An 18,810-nucleotide genomic window follows, 5' to 3' on the forward strand; every position below is an offset into this window, starting at 1 on the left:
GATCGGCGACCTGGGAGCACTGTCCGAGGCCGCCGTGGACCTGCACGGCACGACGCTCGCGCGGGCGCTCGGGGTCGACGATCCGGAGAATCCGGGGGTGCTCACCCTCGAGCAGGGCAAGAAGATCACCGAGATCGTCCGGAAAGGGCGATGACGTTCGCTGGGGGAGCTGGTGGAAGCCGAGGACAGCGGGGCACCGCACCCGCTCATGCAGTGGAAGCTGACCGACCATGGCCCGCTGGACGAGCAGGTGCACATCCAGGTCGGCACGCTGGCGCGCGGGTACTACGTGGACCACACGGGCTTCGGCCACCGGTTGTTCCCGGACAAGCGCACGGCCTGGGAAGCGATCAAGGACTTGATGCGCCGCCATCGCGGGACGTGGCGCGAAACCTCGGGTGACCGCGCGCCGTTCGACGAACTGCGTCCGCCGGACGGGTCCCGGGTGCTCTACGACACCGGCGGCAACTGCCTGTTCGGGCACTGGGGCGAGGACAAGGACGAGCGGTGGGATCGGTATCTGGACGCGCTGGCCCGCGGCCGCCGCTTCCACGAGACCGAGGCGCATGCGCTGTTCGGGGGCGTCATCGAGGCGGTGACGTTCATGGATCCGGACACCGGTGCCGAGCGTCACGCGGTGACGACCGCGATCGACCCGGGCTCGGACTACCGCGTCGTCGACTACCCGGACCGCGATGCCGCGGCCGCGGCGTACGAGAAGGAGGTGTACGACCACGCGGACGAAGAATTCGGCTACCGGTGGAGTGATCTGCCCGAGGTCCCGGTCGATCCCGCCTCCTCGCTCCCGAAGGGTCTGAAGGTGCTGGGCGACGGCACGGTGATGAACGAAGACGACCACGAATACCTGTACGGCGCGCCGCCCAGCCGGATGACCTGGCCCCGCACACCCCCCTCCGCAGCGCCCCGACGAGTGCGCGGCATGACGGCCGCGCCCCGGGACTGGGGACCGGGGGAGGCCCACCTCGAGGACGTCACCCCGGCAGAGTGGCAGGACGAGAACCCGGAACTGCGGGCCAACGCCCTGGTACTCCTCGCCCTCGCCGACGGGCGGGTGCTGCTCGCCTCAGCGCACGACGGCGCGGCACGCATGTGGAGCGCCCGCGACGGCCGGCAGCTGCGCAATGTGGTCGGCCACAGCGAATGGGTGCTGTCGGTCGGGCTGGTCGCGCTCGAGGATGGCCAGGTCGTGCTGGCCACCGGCGGGAAGGACGGGCTGGCCCGGGTGTGGACAGCGCAGGAGGGGAAGCCGGTGCGAGAGATCGAGGCGCACCGCTCGCCGGTGAACGCGGTCGCGTGGGTCTGCCCGCCCGACGAGATCCCCTGGCTGGTCACCGGCAGCGACGACGCGACCGTGCGGGTCTGGGAGCCGGACACCCGCGGGGAGATCGCTGTGCTGGAAGCGGGCCGGCCGAGCGTCGACATCGTGTGGTCGGTCGCCACCGCCGTGCTGCCCGACGGGCACGTGTGCGTCGTGGCCGGGACCGACGACAGCATGACCGCGTCGGTGCACGTGTGGGACGTGACGGCCGGGCAGCGGCTGCACCGATTCACGATTGAGCGGGACGACGCGGATATCCGGGCGCCGCAGGTCGCCGTGGTGACGCTGGCGGACCGGTCCTTCCGGGTCGCGGTGGCGGTGGGCGCCACCGTGCGGGTGTGGGACGGCCTGACCGGCGAGCCCGTGCGGACATTCTCCCTGCCGGACGCGCGCGAGTCGGCGGTGGCCATGGCGGTGCTGCCCGACCTGCGGGTAGCGGTCGCGGCGACCGACGGCGGCCGCACCGTCCTCTGGGACGCGGAATCCGGGGTGGAGCTGGCCACGGCGACGAGCGGGCGGCCGGATTTCCCGCACGCGGTGGCCCTCGCGGCCCGGCCGGACGGCGGGTTGCTGCTGGCGGTGGGCCGTCAGGACGGCGCGCCGGCGCGGATGTTCCGGCTGGATCTCTGAAGGGAGCGGCCGATGCCGATCGACGAGCAGATCGAACTCCTCCGGGACTTGTTGGAGCCGGGCGCCCCGGTGTTCGAGCCGGCCGCGGAAACCGAGTCCGCGGCACTGTGGCAGACCGTGCGCGCGATCGACCGCGGCACGGCTCCGCCGCCGCTCGCCCACCGGCTCGAGGCGGCCCACGTCCTGCTCGGGCGGTTCCACCACCTGCGGTACCGGCTTCGCCGAGAGCCCGTGGACCTGGCGAAAGCCGTAGTGTGCCTGGAGTTCGTCGCCGGCGACCACCGGCACGTGCCACCGGACCTGGAAGCCCTGATCGGCCGGTTCACCGACCCGCACGAGCAGGCACGGGCCGGTACCGACCTGCTCGCGGCGTCCCTGGCGAATCCAGACGAGGCATTGTTGGACGCGGGCATCCAGCTCATCACGCCGTCCGCGCCAGGCCGGCCGGACCTGATGTCCCTGCTGTGCCTCGCGCACCGGCGCCGTTACGAACGGTCCGGCTCGAGCGATGACCTCGAGCGGGCCATCGAGACCGGTGAACAGGCCGTGGAACTCGCGCCGGACGCCGAAACCCGCGACCGCCTGGCCGAGGCCTATCGCTGCCGCCACGCACTGCACGCCGACCTCCAGGACCTGCAGCGGGTGATCGACCTGCTCGAACAGGTGGTACCCGCGGACGAGCAGGCGTCGGCGAAGCTGGCCACCGCCTACCGGCTCCGCTACGACCGGACCGGCGAGCCCGAGACGCTGGACCAGGCGGTGACCCACGCAGAGCGGGCCGCGAACCCCGTCGAACTGAGCGTCACGCTGCTGCGCCGCTTCCGCCGGAACAGCTCACTGCCGGACCTGGTGCGCGCGGCTGCGCTGGCCGCCGGCGAGCCCAAGGTGGCCACCGAGCACGCAGCCGAGATCGCCGCGGTGTTCCTGGCGAAGCACGAGTACGGCGGCGAGCGGGCTGACCTCGAGCATGCGGTGCGTATCGGTGACCAGGCCCTGGCCGCGATCCCGGACGACGACCCCGGCCGGCCGGAACTGCTGCGCATGGCCGCGGTGGCCCGGCATCGCCGCTACCTCAGTGAAGGGTCCGAACCGGACTTGGAGCGCGCGACCACGCTGGCCCGGTGGGCCTACGAAGGCTTCCCGGTCCACCAGCCCGGCCGGGCCGAAGCGGCGGTGACGCTGGCCGCGATCCTCCTGACCCGGCACGCCCGCAGCGGGGTGCGCGCCGAACTGGACCGCGCGGTGGAGCTGACCGAGCCACTCGTGACCGACGGCTGCCCGCCGGAGTGGACGGCGACGCTCAGCCGCGCCTGTCAGGCCCGCTACCTGGTGACGTCGGCCCGGCCGGACCTGGACCGCGCAATCGAGCTCGGGGAATGCGCGGTGGCCGCGACCGCGGCCACCGACGTGTCCCGACCTGCCCGCCTCGCCGACCTGGCCGCGGCCTACCGCACCCGCAACGGTTCCGGCGCGGACCCGGCCGACCTGAGCCGGGCGGTCGAACTGAGCATCCAGGCCGTCGACGGAACGCCGGAAGAGCACGTCGACCTGCCGTGGCGCCGGTCGGCGCTCGCGGAGGCCCGGCTCGACCGGTACCGGGTGGAGCGGGACGCTGCTGACCTCGACGCGGCCGTGGAGCTGAGCGAACGCGCCTGGCGGCAGGCGGGCTCGAACGGCACCGAGCACCCCGGACGGATGCGGCTGGCCGCCGTCTTCGCCGGTGCCCTGCTCGCCCACGTGGAAAACGGCGGACAGCTCGTGCCGGAGCTGCTTGAGGGACTCGTGCGGGATGTCACCGGGTCGCGCGCGGCGTCCCCGGTCGACCAGGTGGCCGCCCGGCACGCGGTGGGTGACCTCGCTCTGGCCGCCGGACAGGCGGGCATCGCGGCGCCGGTCCTGGACTCGGCGATCGCCCTGCTGCCGTCCTTGCCGCCCCGAGAAGCCGGCTGGGCGGACCGGCAGCAGCGGGTCGGCGACCGGCTCGGCCTGGTCGAAGCGGCGGTGTCGGCGCACTGCGCGATCGACGACCCGGCGGGGGCGATCGAGACGGCAGAACTGGGCCGCGGGGTGCTGCTGGCCGCCGAGGCGAACACCCGCGTCGACCTCGCCGAGCTGGCCGAACGGCAGCCGCGGGTGGCCGACCGGTTCGAGTGGGTGTGCGAGCGGCTCAACACGCCCGGCTTCCCGGCAGACGAGCGGAAGCGCTGGTGGTCGGACTACGACAATCTCCTCGGCGAAATCCGCGCGTTGCCGGGCTTCGAGGAGTTCCTCGCCGCACCGCGGGCGGCCGACCTGCGGCCGGAGGCGGGCACGACAGTGCTCGTCAACGCGGACCGGCACGGCGGCAACGCGGTCCTCGTCCGCGCCGACGCCGACCCCAGCATGGTCGCGCTGCCCGGCCTGCGCGACGGAGACGCCCGGGTGGCGGCGCTGCTGGACGCGTTCGCGGACGAGTCGCGGGCTCGCCGGTTGCGCCGCCGCCGCGTCGTGCCGGAGACGCTCACGTGGTTATGGGACGCCGTCGTCGAACCCGTAGTGCACGCGTTGCCCCCGTCCGACAGGCCGCATCGGGTGTGGTGGGTACCGACCGCTGCGCTCGGCCTCTTGCCCCTGCACGCCGCGGGCCACCCGGGACAACCCGGCGCCCTCGACGCACTGGTGTCGTCGTACGTCCCGTCGCTGCGCGGATTGCGCGACGCCCGCAAGCGGCACCCGGCCCAGGCCCGCCGCGGGCTCGTCGTGGCGATGCGGCACACGCCGGGCCACCCGGACCTGGCGGGCGCGGTGGCCGAAGCGGAGTCCCTGCCCGGAATCCCGCTGCGCGACGCCGACGCGGTCACCGACGAGGTGCTCACCGCCTTGACGAAGTCAACGTGGGCCCATTTCGCGTGCCACGCGGTAACCGACCCGGTGTCCCCGGCCGAAGGTGGCTTGATCCTCCACGACGGGATCCTGACGTTGCCGCAGATCGGCGGCCTGCGCCTGCAGGAGGCGGAACTGGCGTACCTGTCAGCGTGCGCGACCGCCAACCACGGCGTCCGCCACGCCGACGAAGTGCTGCACCTGGCATCGGCGTTCCAGCTCGCCGGATTCCGGCACGTCGTGGCCACCCTCTGGCCCCTCGCAGACGAGATCGCCATGAAAGCGGCCCAGGCGTTCTACGACGGCATGCCGGACACCCCGGTCGCCGACAACGCGGCCACGATCCTGTACCGGGTGACCCGCGAGCTGCGCGCGGAACACCCGGACCGCCCAGACCTCTGGGCCGCCCTCGTCCACAGCGGCCCCTGAGCGGCCGGTAACGCGTCTTTCGTCGGGACCAGCATGTGCTTGTGCTCCTGTGGTTCGAGTCCGGCCCTCCTGGCGTTCTTGGCTGGTGTCGAGTTGCAACAAGGGCAAGGGCGGGAAATGTCACCGCTGGAGCCTGCTCGTCGAGGCTGAAGATAACGTCGTGGACGGGTGGCAGTCGTCATCATCCGCTTCCCATCGACACCTCGCTGAGGAAGTAACCGATGTGACCCGTCCGTTCATGGCCCGGACTTCCGGCGCCTGATGCCGGCGGGTAAGGTGGGCGAGTTCTCTGATCCTTCTGTATAATGTCCTATGTGGCGAGCCCTAATGAAATTAAGTTCCCTCAAATCAATTTCGATCAAAGATTCCAAGAATAACAACATAAGGAACGCGTCGCCCTTTTCGAGCTCACGATTCGCCGACAGGTAGCGTTCGGGTACCCTCCGCTTGAATGCCGGAATGAGGTGAGCCGGAGCTGAGTTGAGCCGAACTCGGCGGGGAGTGCTGAGGGGCTGGTCAAGCTAAGTCGTCCAAGGGATGTCTCGTGACCCGGTGTTGGGCTGGCCAGTTCGGTAGTTGATCACGTTGGCATGGTCGACATGATCGCAGCGTCGCCGCGTGGATTGCCCCGTTCACCGGTTCGGACCGAAACAGTCTTTGCCTGATATGCACGGCGTCACTTGCGACCATCGTGCGGTTCACCTAGTACAGCCTGGTGGAGGCGAGCCCTGTGCTTTCGGTCCGATCCGGTACTGTGGCCCTGTGTGGCACGATTGTCCGGTTCGGGGCTGCGCCGGGCACGGTTCTCACCGGCGGGCGGCAGGCCGAGGTGAAATCGGGGCAGTGGACCTGGCCGTTGCGGACTCCTGCCCCTGATGAGTGGTGCACATGAGCCCCGACCCGATCGAAGTTCTACGACGTCGGCTGCTGCGCTTCCGCTGCACCGAAGACGCGGACACCGTCATCGACCCGGCGGCGCTGGCCGAGGCCGACGAGGTCGAAGCCGCGATATCGGGTCTCCGACGACGCGATAGTCCGGAGCGTATTTTCGACGGAGTCGTCGTCATGGCGAACCTGTACCACTTCCGGGGTCGTTTGCTCGGCGAGCGATCGTCCGAGGGCGACCGGCGCTTCGCGTTCGGGCTGTTCAGCATCGTGCACGAAGTCTTGCCGGACACGGTCCCCGAAGCTCTTGGCAACATCTATGCCCCGCCTCGGCGGGGCGCGCTACCCCTCGATGCCGTCGTTGACTCGAAGAACGAAGAAGCGTGCAAGCTCCTCGAGATCGTGCGGTCGGAAGGCACCGTAGCTCTGGCTGAGCAAGCCATATACGGCTTGCGGGGGCTCGTCGAGCTGACCGACCGGCACTCCGATATGCAGGCCATGGTCATGGCCAATTTGGCGCGGGCGCTGCTGTTGCGGTTCGAACTGGGTGCGCCGAAAAGTGTGCTGGACGAGTTTCTGATGGTCAGCAGGGCGGTCGTGGCCAGAACGCCGCGAGGTGATTCTTCCTGGCTAGGACGGGCATCAGACCTCGGCGTGGCCCTTATCCGTGCGTACGAGCTCACCGGCGAGGGTGCATTGCTCCGGCAGGCGATAGCGGTGTTCCGAGAGGCCGTGGACGACGCTGCTGCGGACGGTCCCGATCTGGCGGTGTGCCTGGTGCACTTCAGCGATGCGCTGAACCTGGCCTTCGACCTCGAGGGAAGGGCCGAGCACCTGGAATCGGCGATCGAGGTCGGTCGCCGGGCGGTTGAGGCCACGGCCGGCCGCCGCGACGACTACGCCCTAGCGCTTTCGAACCTCGGTAACGCGCTCGGCAAGCGAGCGGACCGGTTCGACGACGCCGAGTCGCTTGTCGAAGCGATCAGCCTGCAGCGTCGGGCCGCTGAGATCACCCCCGAGGGGCATGCGCGTCGCCCCTTGTACCTGGCCAATCTGGGTTCCGACCTGCAGCGGAAGTACTTTCGGTCCGGGGACCTGGCGACCTTGGAAGAGGCTCTGAGCGCGCTCCGGGCGGCGGTGGCGGCGACCCCGGCAGGGCACCACCAGCGACCACAGCGGTTGAGCAGTCTCGGCACGGCCCTGCGCATCAAGCACGACAGCGTGGGCGCCACGGGGGCACTCGACGAAGCAATCGAAATCCTGGGTGCTGCCGTGGAAACGACGAGGCCTGACGACGTCTACCGGCACTCCCGGTTGCGGGCATACGGCGCCGCTCTTCTCGGGCGTTCGCAGTCGGCCACTGACCCGGACGATCTCGACCGGGCGATCGAAATCTTCCGGACCGCTACCACCATCGGAACCGACGACAGCGGCGCAAAAATAGGCATCTCCCAGCTGGCCAATGCCCTCCGCGAGCGGTACCGCAAGACCGGTGACGGATCCGATCTGGAGGAGGCGATCTCACTGCACCGGCAGGCTGTCGAGACCGAGGACGCCCACGGCGTCATGGCCGGATTTCACTGGAGCAGCTTGGCAGAGGCCCTCGTCGACGAATACCGGGCCACCGGGGACCCGACGACGCTGGACGAAGCGATCGGCGCCTACCGGACCGCGCTTGACAACTCTCCCGGCGAACGAGTCGAGCGAGCGACACACCTATACGACCTGGGGCGTCTGTTGTGGACCCGGGCGCGGGTGACCGGCGACCGGGCCACGGCTGCAGCGGCACTGGGGTCACTCCGTGACGCGGTGGCGGTGGAGACCGCACCGGCGTGGACGCGGGTGCTGGCTGCGGAGTTGTGGGGGCAGGCCGCCGCACGAGCCGGGCACCTTTCGGAGGCGCTCGACGGATACGCCGCCGCGGTCGAACTGATCGACACGTTGGTGTGGCGCGGTCTTGGCCGAGCTGACCAGGAACGGCAACTCGCGCGTGTGGCCGGTCTCGCGCGCAACGCGGCAGCGTTCGCCATCGCCTGCGGCCGGCCCGAACGCGCGGTCGAGTTGCTTGAACACGGCCGAGGTGTGTTGCTGGCCCGCACGCTCGATGCCCGTACCGCCTATGACGATTTGCGTCTTCACCTGCCCGAACTGGCCGATGAGCTGGCCGACGTGTTGGACGCACTGCAACATGGCTCCTTTGCCCCCGGTGCCAGCGAGGACGTGGCCGACCGTGACGACGGACGGTCGAAACTCGCGGTCCGCCGGGACGAGCTGCTGGCGCAGATCCGCCGATCGAACGGATTCCAGGACTTCATGCGCCCGGCCCGGTTCGAGTCGTTCCTGCCCGCGGCCTCTGGCGGCCCGGTGATCGTCGTCAACACGAGCGACTACCGGTCCGACGCCCTGATCGTCACCGCACTCGGTGTCCGAGCAGTGCCGCTGCCGAAACTCACCGAGACGAAAGCGGATGCCGAGGTCACTCGATTCACCAAGGCCATCAACGCCCTGCACAGCTCCTCGGCTACGTTGACAGCGGTACTCGCTGCGCGCGGCACGATCACCGACGTCCTCGGCTGGCTCTGGGACGCGATCGCCGCACCCGTCCTCGACGCTCTCGGCGACCACCACGACGGCGGCCGTGTCTGGTGGTGTCCCACCGGACTGCTCACCCTGCTGCCGTTGCACGCCGCAGCGCGGGGAACGGCGCCCGGTGTGCTGGATCGAGTAATCTCCTCCTACACGCCCACCTTGCGTGCTCTCATCCACGCGCGGCAACGAACCGCCGAACCGGCGCCGAACCGCCTGCTGACCGTGTGCGTCTCCGTTACGCCCGACCACCCGGAACTACCCGGCGCCGCCGCCGAGGTCGCAGCGATCGCCGCGCACACCGAAACCACCCAGCTCGCCGATGGCAACGCTAACGTGCCGACCGTGCTGGAGCAGCTCGGCCGACACTCCTGGGCGCACTTCGCCTGCCACGGAGTCCAAGACCTGGACAACCCGTCCCGTGGGCGCCTCGTGCTACACGACCGCCCCTTGATGATCCGAGAGATCACGACCATGCACCTGCGCAGCGCCGAGTTCGCCTTCATGTCCGCGTGTGACACCGCGCGTGCCGGAACCCACCTGGCGGACGAAGCCATCACCGTCGTCGGCGCGATGCAACTGGCCGGCTACCGGCACGTGGTGGGGACGCTATGGTCGATCCAGGACGCCGTCGCCACCAAGGCCGCAACCCGGCTGTACAAGGGGATGCCCCGGCCGGGTCAGCCCGCGGCGGCGGCGGCCGCCGCACTACACGACACTGTGCGTTCGCTGCGCGAACTGTTCCCCAGCCAGCCGGCCTTGTGGGCCGCCTACGTTCATCTCGGCCCGTAGTCGCGCGCGACGACCCGCGCGAGAGGAACGGAAGCCCGTCTTGGTTGAGCTGGCGCCTGCAGGGAAACCGGCTCAGTGCGGCATCTCAGTTGCCGCAGCTGCTCGCGCGGCACACCGAGATCGCGCAGGTGCCGGCGACTGTCGCGCCGAGGTAGGCCGAGCGCGGTGATGGCGATATCGGCCCGTGCCCACTGCGGTCCCACGTTCCCGCTGGGCGGCTGCGGATCGCCACGAGGGAACCATGTTGAAGCTAGGCAACGGAGAGAGCGGTCGTTGGACCTCGGCAAGGAGCCGAATGCGCCTAGACGTCGCCGTCAGACCCGGGTGGCGACGATGACTACGTAGGTCCGGGAGGTCATATTGCTTGCTGCTTCCGTGCTTGACTAAGAGCGGGCGAAGGCGCGCAGGACGCGCGGCTCGCGGATAAGGATCCGGCGCCGGCCGGTCTCGATGATCCCACGCTCCCGCAGGACGCGCAGGGCGCGCGCGACCGTGCGTCGGGCGGCGCCGACCTGCCCGGCGATGTCCTCCTGCGACAGCGCGGCCTCGATGACCACGCCCTCCGGGACGCGCCGGCCGTGTTCCTCAGCCAGTCGGACCAGCCGCACGGCTACGCGGCGGCTCACGTCGAACGCCGCGGAATCAATACGTGCTGACTCGGCAGCACGCAGCCGCACGGCGACAGTCTTGATCGTCGCGATGGCGATGGCGGGCCGGGCCTGCAGAACGTCGACGAACTCCGCCCCGGTCAGCTGGAAGACGGTACAGGGCTCGATCGCCCGCACCGACGCCGACCGGGGCAGCCCGGTGACTGCCGCGAGGTCACCCAGCACCTCACCGGGGCCGCGCAGCCCGAAGAGCACCTCACGTCCGTCCTCGACGATCGTGGAGACGCGCACCCAGCCGGAAACCAGCACGTGCACGTGGTCGGACGGATCACCCTCCATGACCACGACGTCGTTCGCCCGGAACCGGCGACGCGTGCCCCGGGCGAGCAGGTACTCGCGATCGGCTTCGGAGAGGTAGGCCAGGAACGCCCCATGGTCTGGCCTGGTGGCAGTCGCCACCGCGCTTGTCTCCTGAGCCGAATCTCCGTAGTGCACGCGCTCGGGTACCCTGCGGCGAGGAACGGCCGCCGAGCCCTGCGAACGCTCTACCGCTGGCTCATCGGCTCGCGATGCTCCTGCTCGACTCTTCACCCGCTTGAGCATGGCCTCGACGTCCGTGCGGGCGCTCAGCTCGCGGCCTAGCTCGGCGTCGGCCTGCCGCAGAATTGCCTCCGCCTCGACGTGCTCGTTGTCAGTCACGACAGACCTCCTTCCGACCTCAACTTCTTGGCAACGTCGGCAAGGCCGTAACGTCGGTGCGAGCGAACGGTCGCCTCGCTGATCCTCAGCTCCTTGGCGATCTCCGAGTCTTCAAGGCCTCCCAACCAGGCAGACAGCACCGCCCGCCGTCTGGGTGACAACCCGGACAAAAGCTGAGTAACTCTCGCTTTCGACTCCTGCTGGATGATCGGATCTTCATCGTAGTGCCGGAACGCCGGATCCTGGCGCTCGATGTCGTCGGGCAAGACAGCGAACTGCCGCTTGGTGATGGTCAAAGCATGACCCCGTGCCGTTGCCCGGATCCAACCTCTCGGATTCCCGATCTCCGCCCAGCGTTCGTACAAGGTCAGCATGGCTTCCTCTACTGCTTCTGTCGCGCTGTCCGGGCTGAAACCGCATCGAACGAGGTGCTGGACCTCTGCGAGCACGTGCGCACGGAAGAACGCGTCGAACGCCTCGTCATGTGACACCGCAGGTCCCACCTCCCCGTCCTCGTCCACTACTCAGTCCACCATCGAGAGTCGCCTCGTTACGGAATCTCCGATCACAGTCCGAACTCAGCGTCGCCGGGTGTATGCAACGACGAGCGCCAAGACGACAAGAACGCCCGCGGCGATGGCGACCACCGCAACCGACTGGGTCGTGACATAGAGGCTGGTCAGCCCCGCGATGACCGCGTTGCAGACGATGACGAAGGCGCTGTTGCTGTCCCCGGGGCCTGGGGCCTGCGGAGTGCGGTCTCCGCCGTTCAATTCGAGGCTCATGGAGTGCTAGATGCGAAAACGCGAGTTCTGTGCAATCGCGCGGTGCGCCTGCTGGACCCACTGGGGTGCTGGCTGACCCGATCCCGGTGCGCAGGCGGATCACCCATCGCGAGGGCCTGCAGGACCGGCCGGCGGCGCTCGCAGGCCGAAACCATCCGGGAGGTAGCCGGCGCCTCACCGCCTGCGAGAGGGAATGGCATGCCCAGCAGAAAACTCCAGCGCAGGTCACGCCGCTGCGGGCTGTCGCCGAGGACCGCGTCGACCGGCGCGTGCGCGTACTACGCCACGATCAACGGATGCTGGCAGTTGACCGAACGGGTCCGCACACTGGACGAAGCCGGGGTAGCCAACTCGTTCGGAGTGGCGATCAAGCATGGGAAGCCATGTCGTCGCCGGACGAGCGGGTCCCCGACAAGCACCAGGTCACCCCTCGCGACTGCGGGGCAACACGCCCTCGCCACGGTGCGGACCTGACCAGCACGTTCAGCCCTCATTGCCCCTTTCGCGCGTGTCCCTGGCCCCTCGAGAGGACGCGCCGCCGATCGCCGGCGTCGAGCTGCGGTTCGAGCAGCAACGAACCCGGCCGGTGAAGAGCCTGCGCCACGACGCGGACGTGCCCCGTCGCCCCCTGCTGGGAACCGGAACCGCCACGGAGCCACCCCGCACGAGCCCGGAGGTCGCGGCTGATCGTGCCCGAGAGGTGCGGTGGGTCAGGTGCGGATTTTGGCGATGACCGCGTCCGTGTTCTGACGGTTCATCCGTGCGACTGCCGATAGCTCGGCCGCTACAGTTCTGCTGTGAGCACATCTAATGATCACCACGTGCGGCAAGGACCGGACCTTAATTGGCTGGCCGACATCGTACTGAATGTCTACGGCAGGCCGAACGAAGTGCTGCTGCGGGTGACCCCGGCCTATGCCGACGAGTTGTGTGCGCTACTCGAAGCTGAAGGTCTTCGTGCGTACCCCGCGCTCGAACATTCGGTGGTCAACGGCCCCATGCTGGAGATCCTGTCGGTGCCGGCCGCCGGGGCTGTGGCGTGGGCCGTGCGGGACGTCGTACTGGCGTTCATGGCCGGGAACAAGGACAAGGAATTCACCGTCGTCACCCCGAACTACATGGTCACGGTCAAGGGGACTTCCGGAACGGAAGCTGTGCGCACCGTCGAGGCAATGACGGATAAATTGGAACGGCTGCAGCAGGCGATCGAGGCGGAGTGTGCAAAAGTGACGAACTACCACGGCCCAGTGTTCAACGGAGACATGACCGGTGCGCAGGTGGCGTGGGGAAACGAGGCGGTCACGCAGAACCAGCAGAACGCCAGCCGCACCGTAGCCCCCGGCTATGAGGCGCTCGCCAAGCTGGTCACCGACCTGCTGCAACAGTTTCCGCAGGTCGGGCTGGCAGAGGCCGAGCTTCGCGATGCCGAAGAAGCAGGGAATGAGGTGCTGGTGGAGATCACTGGCACCAAAGCACCCGAACCGGGGCGCCTGCGACGGGCCGTCAGGGGGTTGCGCGGCATCCTCGCGCCGATCGCCACCGGGGTGGTCGCGGGTACGGCTGCCGGTGCGCAGGACTGGGCAAAGGCCAGCATTGAAGCCCTGCACTCCATCACATTCTGACCCGTTTCCCAGGAATCCACGATGCCGAACACAAAACACGAACAGCACCGAGCCGCGGTGCTCCTGTACTTGACCGAGCCGGGCCAACGCGATGTGGACACCGTCCTCGCCACGCGAGGTTTCGACGTAGAACGCATCGCGAACTTCTCGATGAGCTTCAGCTCGACGGCCTGGTGAAAGTCAACTTTGGTCTCGCCGACACCTCGAGCGCTCCTGGGCTAGCGGCGAGCGACGATCTGGCCGTCGACGACCTCGATCCAGGCGCACACGTCTTCGGACAGCTGGTCGTACTGGGTGGCGGTGATCCCGCCGGGCGGCAACGCCTGCCGGGCTGGCATCGCCAGCGCTTGCGCCACCCCGGTCGACGTGAAGCTGCGAAATGCACCGGCGAGCTCGTCGGCCGTCATCCCGGCGGCCGCGCGTGCCCGTACCACGGCGACGGGCACGGGCGGCCAGCCGATGCCGGGCAGCCCGTCGAGCACGCTGGCGTTCACGACGATCTCGTCGAAGCTCACGCCGTGAGCCTAGGGCTGGCCGTTTCTGTCGGTGCTGGCCGCTACCGTGCCCGGCGAGGTCTTTGTCAGCCTCAACGGACGCGCGCCGCTGCCCGAAGGGGCTGGACAGCGGCCCGCGTCCGGTCAAGGTCAGATGACGCCCATCTCGTGCAGCTTGGCCCACGCGTAGAACGCGCCGCCGCCGCCGAGAAGGAGCCAGCCGAGGTACCTCAGCACGGCGAAGGCGCGCGTCCCTTGCTCGGTTTCCTTGCCGAAGATCGAAACATAGCCAGCGCACGCCAACAGGATGATGAGCAGGCCGATCAGGGTGTACAGCAGTGCCGAAAGCACGGTCGCTCCACTCGCGCTGACCTATCTGCCGCTGGGCTCGGCTTCAGGTCAGGCGCTGGTGGTGTCGGTGCTCCTGGCGCGCTGCGCAAAGCGGAGTGTGATGGGTGAGGAAGCCCAGTTCCTCAACCATCACTGTGCGTAAAGGTAAAATCACAATTTACGCAGGTGCACCGCAGAGTTCCGACTCCCGGCACGCTCAGTGACGATTTGAGGCATTTTTTCTTACTTTACTCGCCGGCCAAAGGGGAATCCACCTACTCGGCGCCTCCCTTTTGGTGCCCACATAAGCTCTCGGGGCTGCCGCCGGGCGGCACCCCCGCGGCAGCCCCGAGACCCAACAGCTCGAGCAAGGGGGTGGCCGGTGAGCAGCATCTACGTCACGACCCGGAACATCCCGCTCGGCAAGCTGACGAAGTACACGGGGAACGCCAACTGCGATGACTTCGGGAAGATCTGAGAGTCGATCAAGCTACGGCCAGTACCGGGCGCTGGTCGTGCGCCAGGCCGACGACAGGCCCTCCGGTCGATCCCTGCCACGGCGAGCGCGCCAGGTCCCGGCCGGCCACAGCCTGCCGCCGAAGCCGGCCCGCCCGCCCCGGCCGCGGGCGGTGCCCGAGCCGCACACGTGCCCGAGGCCACGACGCCGGGTTCCTCGGGAGCTGATCGTGGTGCTGACCCTGATCAGCGCGGTGGGGATCACCGCCGCGATCATCGTCGGCCAGGTCTTCCACAGCACCTGCACTCGCGGCACCCGAAGGCAACGACGACAAGGCAGCAGCCGTTCGGCCGCGGTTCCCTTACCGATGATTACCCCAGCCAGGCCGCACCGCCGGACAGCTCAGGCGAGCCAAGTCCAGCCTCTGTCAGCATGGATCAGAGCAGCTTGATCAGCAGCATCGACCAGCTCAAGATTCTTTGCGTTTCTTGTAGACGCTACACCGTGGTCCTCCGAGTCTTCTGCAGACAAGGCTAAGAGGGGATCACGAGAATGAGCGCCACTCCGCTACTCACCATCGCTGCTGTCTCGGCGCTCAGCATGCTCATGCGACAGGTGGTTGCCCTCTTGAGATACCGCGTACGCCGAGCCAGCATCGAACGGGTCATCTCCCGTGCAACACCTGGTAGCCGAATCATCGACCGTGACTCGGACGGCGCAGTAGTTGAGGTCACGGTCTGTGACACCGCCGCGGAAGACGCTCCCATGTACCCCGTTGGCCAACACGACCAGGGAACATGAAGCGTATGCGAGCGCCGGTGCTGTCTGCAGAGAGCTTCGAGACGTTCTACTGCTCGACTGCTCCCCGCGTTCTGCGCGCGGTTCAGCGCATAGCTGCCGGTGATCACCACATCGCTGAGGACGCGACGCAAGAGGCATATTGCCACCTGTGGAAACTCTGGTTGTGCAGGGAATCCGAGCCTCTCGACGACAACCGCAGGTACGTGGTAGGGATCGCTGCTCACAAAGTCATGGACGTGTACCGGCGCCAGCGCAGGCTCACGGAACTTGATGCCGAACTTGCCGAGGCCGTGGAGGACAGCAGGATAGACGACGTTCTTGACGAACTCGTAGTGCTCAAGACCGTGCGAGAGCTCATCGCCAGGCAACCGCCCCAACGGCGCGCTGTGGCAGTGCTGTTCTTCCTCGAAGAACTAAACTATGACGAGATTACAGCTAACCTCGAGATCAGCAAGTCCACCGTTCGAACCCACGTGCAGCGCCTGCGTGCTGTCCTGAAACCGCAGCTTGTCCGGCTTAGCCAGATCGACCAAGGAGGCGAGGGGCGATGACCGAGCCACACGACCCCATTCGCGATCTGGTACAGCGCGCCCATGAGCAAGACACTGATCGTGTCGAGTTCGACCCCCACGCTGGCCTGGCTGATCTTCAGCGTCGGCAACTTGTCGACCACGATCCCGCCCCACGGCAGGATCCTGGTCGCGGCGTGCATTCTTATGCGGCCGCGCACCACAGGACGATCATGGCCGTCGACATTGCCGGCTACAACGACCCCCGGCGGACGATGGCGCACCGGCTGGTCATCCACGACGGGTTCTGGAAGATCATGCGCACGGCGTTCGCGGACGCCGGCATCCCGTGGGACGCGCTCTTCAGGGAGAACACCGGCGACGGCGTGATGATCCACCTGCCGACGGAGGTGGCGAAGGCGGACCTGGTGGCCGAGCTGCCCGAACGGATGCTGGCCGAGCTGCGCCGCTACAACGAGGTCCACGCCGCCGAGGCGAACGTGCGGCTGCGGATGGCCCTCCACGCGGGCGAGGTGTATCAGGGCAGCCACGGAACGATCAGCGACGCGACCAGTCACGCGTTCCGGCTGCTCGACGCGCCCGAGGTCAAGGTCGCGTTGAAGGAGTCGAAAGCCGTGCTGGCGCTAGTCGTGTCGAACACGTTCTACCAGGACGTCGTCCGCGCGGACCCGGCCGCGGACACGCTCCCGTACCGCCGGATCCCCATTGAGAACAAGGAAACGAAGACCGAGGCCTGGCTTCGGCTGCTCGGCGCCGCGAACGACGTTCCAGTCTCCGTGTCTAACCGCGGGGACAGGGTTGCGTTCCCGGCGTTGATCGACGCGCTGCTCGCGGTCCCCTGCGTACGCAGTCCGGAAAGCCGCAAGTTGCTGCTGGAAATGTTCCCCCGAAGGGAAATCGCCGACATAGTGCCGTATCACGCCGAAGACCGCCTGCACGTGATCGCGCTTGCGCGAGCTTGCCTGCGGTTCGACGGCGGCCTCGTAGACCTCCTCAACACTGTCCGGGCCATCGAACCGGAATCCCCGCAGGTCATCGCCCTGGCTGCGACCATCGGCAAATGGGTGGAACTCCATGCGCCCCCAACCCGCGGGTCCGCGCCACCACGATTGCTCGGGTCGTCGGGGGCACCGCCCCCTACCGCGTAGTCGGGCGAAGACTCCGGCGCCATGGACCGCTTTGTCGCCCAGGCTTTGCAGCCGTCGGCGGCCGTGGGCGAGGTAGGTGTTACAGCTTGCTCACGCCAAGTGACTTCGACCGTCCGCCTCGTCGAAGTACTGCGGCCGGAGGCAAGGGCGCGCGGCCCCACTGGCGTACTCGCCGCGCATGAGAGAGCGGGTACGGTTCAAGCCCATCGAGGTGGCGAGAATGGTCGGCTGATCGGCGGTCACGGCTGTTCATGCTTCCGCAGCAGCACCGGTGTGGTGCGGCCCCGACCGTGGTGGTCCGGGCCGCACGGCGAGACCGCGTGGACGATGTCACCGTTCATGTGGGTGTCGGTTCCGTTCGGCAGGTTCGTCGATCTCCACGTGGCGGCGATGATGAATCTTGAGGTGCAGCCGCTTGGCTTCGTGCTCTCCCGGATGAAGCGTCGAGGTGGCCCGGAACGCCGTGAACAACCCGAGGATCCCGGCCAACAGCTTGATCGCCTCGTCACCGGACAGGCCGTCCGCCAGGTAGCCGATGCCGCACCCGACGACGGCCAGCAGGCCTACACCAAGAACGGACAGCCTGAGCGCACGCATCGCGCCCTCGGCCCGGTAGTGGACGAGCTCCCGCCGAGGAAACGGGCGGGTGCGGGCTCGCTGAGCTTTCGGTCGGGGCGCGGGGCGGGGCGCTCGGACGAGCGGCTCGTCGGCGAGGATGGCCTCAAGGTTCGCTGCCCGTCGGCGGCGTTCCTCATCAGTGGGCGTGCACTCGCTGCGGTGTAGGCGGGCGAGTCGGCGGTCCAGCTCCGCTTCGGAGATCGCGGTCCGGCCGGCCCGGCGGGCGCGGAAGACCGCGGCTGCTGCGCCGAGCAGCCCGCAGACCACGATCACGGCCAGCGTCATCATGGCGTCCTCACCTCCTGTCGCGTGGCGCTCGGGGCGGGCCGCTGCCCGCGTGCGGGCAGCGCGCGATCCACCCGGTGGTCAAGGAGGGTCATGATGGCGGCGAGCGTGCTGAACAGCAGGACGACGTTGGCGGCCACCGTCACGGTGTGCTTCAAGTACTTGCTCACGTTGACGTGCCTCCTTCCCATGCGGTGTCTTCTCGTTGCTTCCGGCGAGGGTCGGGCTGGTTCCGACCAATAGCCCGGCGCAGCTCTTTGCGAGCGCGGGACAGCTTCTCGCCGACCGACTTCTCCTTGATGCCGAGGATGTGCGCGATCTCTGCGTGGCTGAGCCCCTGCGCGTCCAGGCGGACGATCTGTTGCTCCCGGGGTTGGAGGCTCTGGACTGCCTCGCTGGTCGCCAGCAGCTCGATCCGGGACTCGAGGCTCGTCTCCCGCGGCCGCGCATCCGCCGAGCGGAGGTGTTTCTGCCGGGTGATGGCCCGGCGCACCATCGAGACGTACTTATTGCGCGTGATCGTGTAGACCGTCTCCACGCGCTTGTCCTCCGCGATGGAGTCCCACTGCTTGAACATCTCCTGCATTGCCTCGGCCGCGGCGTCCTCCGCATCGTGGTAGCTGCGGCCCCGCGTCTGCGCGAACCGGCTCACCGCCGCGAAGTGCTCGTGGTAGAACGCCGTGAACTCCGCCTTGCGTCGCGATGCGAGGTCCGGGCAGCTGCGGCTCAACGTGGGCGCGAACCGGCTCACCGCCGCGATGTGCCGGTAGTAGAACGCCGTGAACTCCGACTCGGGTGGCGAGGCGGCGTCCGGGCAGCTGCGGCTCAACGTGGGCGCGAACCGGCTCACCGCCGCGATGTGCCGGTAGTAGAACGCCGCGTGACCACGGGCTGGGGGACCTGCCGTACC

The 18,810-nt window shown here is 68.4% G+C and carries 16 protein-coding genes; 7 read left to right on the forward strand and 9 right to left on the reverse strand.

From position 1 onward, the window contains the following. Positions 1–172: 172 nt before the first annotated feature. The 3 genes from ACWDN5_RS40015 (at position 173) to ACWDN5_RS40025 (ending at position 9,523) form a co-directional block, all read left to right on the forward strand. The gene (locus ACWDN5_RS40015) at positions 173–1,969 is read left to right on the forward strand and encodes a WD40 repeat domain-containing protein (protein WP_449679935.1); all 1,797 of its coding nucleotides are present in this window, start codon (positions 173–175) and stop codon (positions 1,967–1,969) included. Positions 1,970–1,981: 12 nt separating this feature from the next. Beyond that, on the forward strand, positions 1,982–5,260 hold the full coding sequence (locus ACWDN5_RS40020; RefSeq protein WP_449679936.1) for a CHAT domain-containing protein: 3,279 nt from the start codon (positions 1,982–1,984) through the stop codon (positions 5,258–5,260). Positions 5,261–6,148: 888 nt separating this feature from the next. Next, the gene (locus ACWDN5_RS40025; RefSeq protein WP_449679937.1) at positions 6,149–9,523 is read left to right on the forward strand and encodes a CHAT domain-containing protein; all 3,375 of its coding nucleotides are present in this window, start codon (positions 6,149–6,151) and stop codon (positions 9,521–9,523) included. Positions 9,524–9,906: 383 nt separating this feature from the next. Here the strand turns inward: ACWDN5_RS40025 and ACWDN5_RS40030 are convergent, their stop codons facing one another. The 3 genes from ACWDN5_RS40030 to ACWDN5_RS40040 all read right to left on the reverse strand — a co-directional run bounded on the left by ACWDN5_RS40030 (position 9,907) and on the right by ACWDN5_RS40040 (position 11,615). Further along, on the reverse strand, positions 9,907–10,830 hold the full coding sequence (locus ACWDN5_RS40030) for a Crp/Fnr family transcriptional regulator (protein WP_449679938.1): 924 nt from the start codon (positions 10,828–10,830) through the stop codon (positions 9,907–9,909). Next, positions 10,827–11,321: an RNA polymerase sigma factor gene (locus ACWDN5_RS40035; protein WP_449679939.1), complete on the reverse strand. Its 495-nt coding sequence runs from the start codon at positions 11,319–11,321 to the stop codon at positions 10,827–10,829. The genes ACWDN5_RS40030 and ACWDN5_RS40035 overlap by 4 nt, the downstream gene beginning before the upstream one ends. 87 nt (positions 11,322–11,408) lie before the next feature. Further along, a complete protein-coding gene (locus ACWDN5_RS40040; protein ID WP_378194433.1) occupies positions 11,409–11,615 on the reverse strand; it encodes a hypothetical protein in 207 nt (68 codons plus the stop codon). A gap of 797 nt (positions 11,616–12,412) precedes the next feature. Here ACWDN5_RS40040 and ACWDN5_RS40045 point away from each other — a divergent pair. Together ACWDN5_RS40045 and ACWDN5_RS40050 are read left to right on the forward strand one after the other, a co-directional pair. Beyond that, on the forward strand, positions 12,413–13,237 hold the full coding sequence (locus ACWDN5_RS40045; RefSeq protein WP_449679940.1) for a hypothetical protein: 825 nt from the start codon (positions 12,413–12,415) through the stop codon (positions 13,235–13,237). 21 nt (positions 13,238–13,258) lie between these two features. Then, entirely contained in the window at positions 13,259–13,414 is a 156-nt protein-coding gene (locus ACWDN5_RS40050; RefSeq protein ID WP_449679941.1) for a hypothetical protein, read from the forward strand. A 41-nt stretch (positions 13,415–13,455) separates the two neighbouring features. On the opposite strand, the gene ACWDN5_RS40055 is transcribed toward ACWDN5_RS40050, so the two are convergent. The 3 genes from ACWDN5_RS40055 to ACWDN5_RS40065 all read right to left on the reverse strand — a co-directional run bounded on the left by ACWDN5_RS40055 (position 13,456) and on the right by ACWDN5_RS40065 (position 14,824). Then, entirely contained in the window at positions 13,456–13,752 is a 297-nt protein-coding gene (locus ACWDN5_RS40055; protein ID WP_378194427.1) for a hypothetical protein, read from the reverse strand. A 129-nt stretch (positions 13,753–13,881) separates the two neighbouring features. Beyond that, positions 13,882–14,082: a hypothetical protein gene (locus ACWDN5_RS40060; protein WP_378194421.1), complete on the reverse strand. Its 201-nt coding sequence runs from the start codon at positions 14,080–14,082 to the stop codon at positions 13,882–13,884. A gap of 469 nt (positions 14,083–14,551) precedes the next feature. Then, complete coding sequence (locus tag ACWDN5_RS40065; protein ID WP_378194418.1) at positions 14,552–14,824, reverse strand: hypothetical protein; 273 nt, start codon at positions 14,822–14,824, stop codon at positions 14,552–14,554. 500 nt (positions 14,825–15,324) lie between these two features. On the opposite strand from ACWDN5_RS40065, the gene ACWDN5_RS40070 reads away from it, so the two are divergent. After that, positions 15,325–15,870, forward strand: a complete 546-nt coding sequence (locus ACWDN5_RS40070; protein WP_449679942.1) for an RNA polymerase sigma factor — start codon at positions 15,325–15,327, stop codon at positions 15,868–15,870. After that, the gene (locus tag ACWDN5_RS40075) at positions 15,867–16,997 is read left to right on the forward strand and encodes an effector-associated domain 2-containing protein (protein WP_449679943.1); all 1,131 of its coding nucleotides are present in this window, start codon (positions 15,867–15,869) and stop codon (positions 16,995–16,997) included. The genes ACWDN5_RS40070 and ACWDN5_RS40075 overlap by 4 nt, the downstream gene beginning before the upstream one ends. A gap of 330 nt (positions 16,998–17,327) precedes the next feature. Here the strand turns inward: ACWDN5_RS40075 and ACWDN5_RS40080 are convergent, their stop codons facing one another. The 3 genes from ACWDN5_RS40080 to ACWDN5_RS40090 all read right to left on the reverse strand — a co-directional run. Continuing rightward, complete coding sequence (locus tag ACWDN5_RS40080; protein WP_449679944.1) at positions 17,328–17,903, reverse strand: hypothetical protein; 576 nt, start codon at positions 17,901–17,903, stop codon at positions 17,328–17,330. Beyond that, complete coding sequence (locus ACWDN5_RS40085; protein ID WP_449679945.1) at positions 17,900–18,070, reverse strand: hypothetical protein; 171 nt, start codon at positions 18,068–18,070, stop codon at positions 17,900–17,902. Before ACWDN5_RS40085 ends, ACWDN5_RS40080 begins: the two co-directional genes overlap by 4 nt. Next, positions 18,067–18,810 (reverse strand): RNA polymerase sigma factor (locus ACWDN5_RS40090; RefSeq protein ID WP_449679946.1); only part of this gene is annotated, 744 nt, incomplete at its 5' end. The genes ACWDN5_RS40090 and ACWDN5_RS40085, both read right to left, overlap by 4 nt.

It is taken from the genome of Amycolatopsis sp. NPDC003731 (assembly GCF_053586895.1).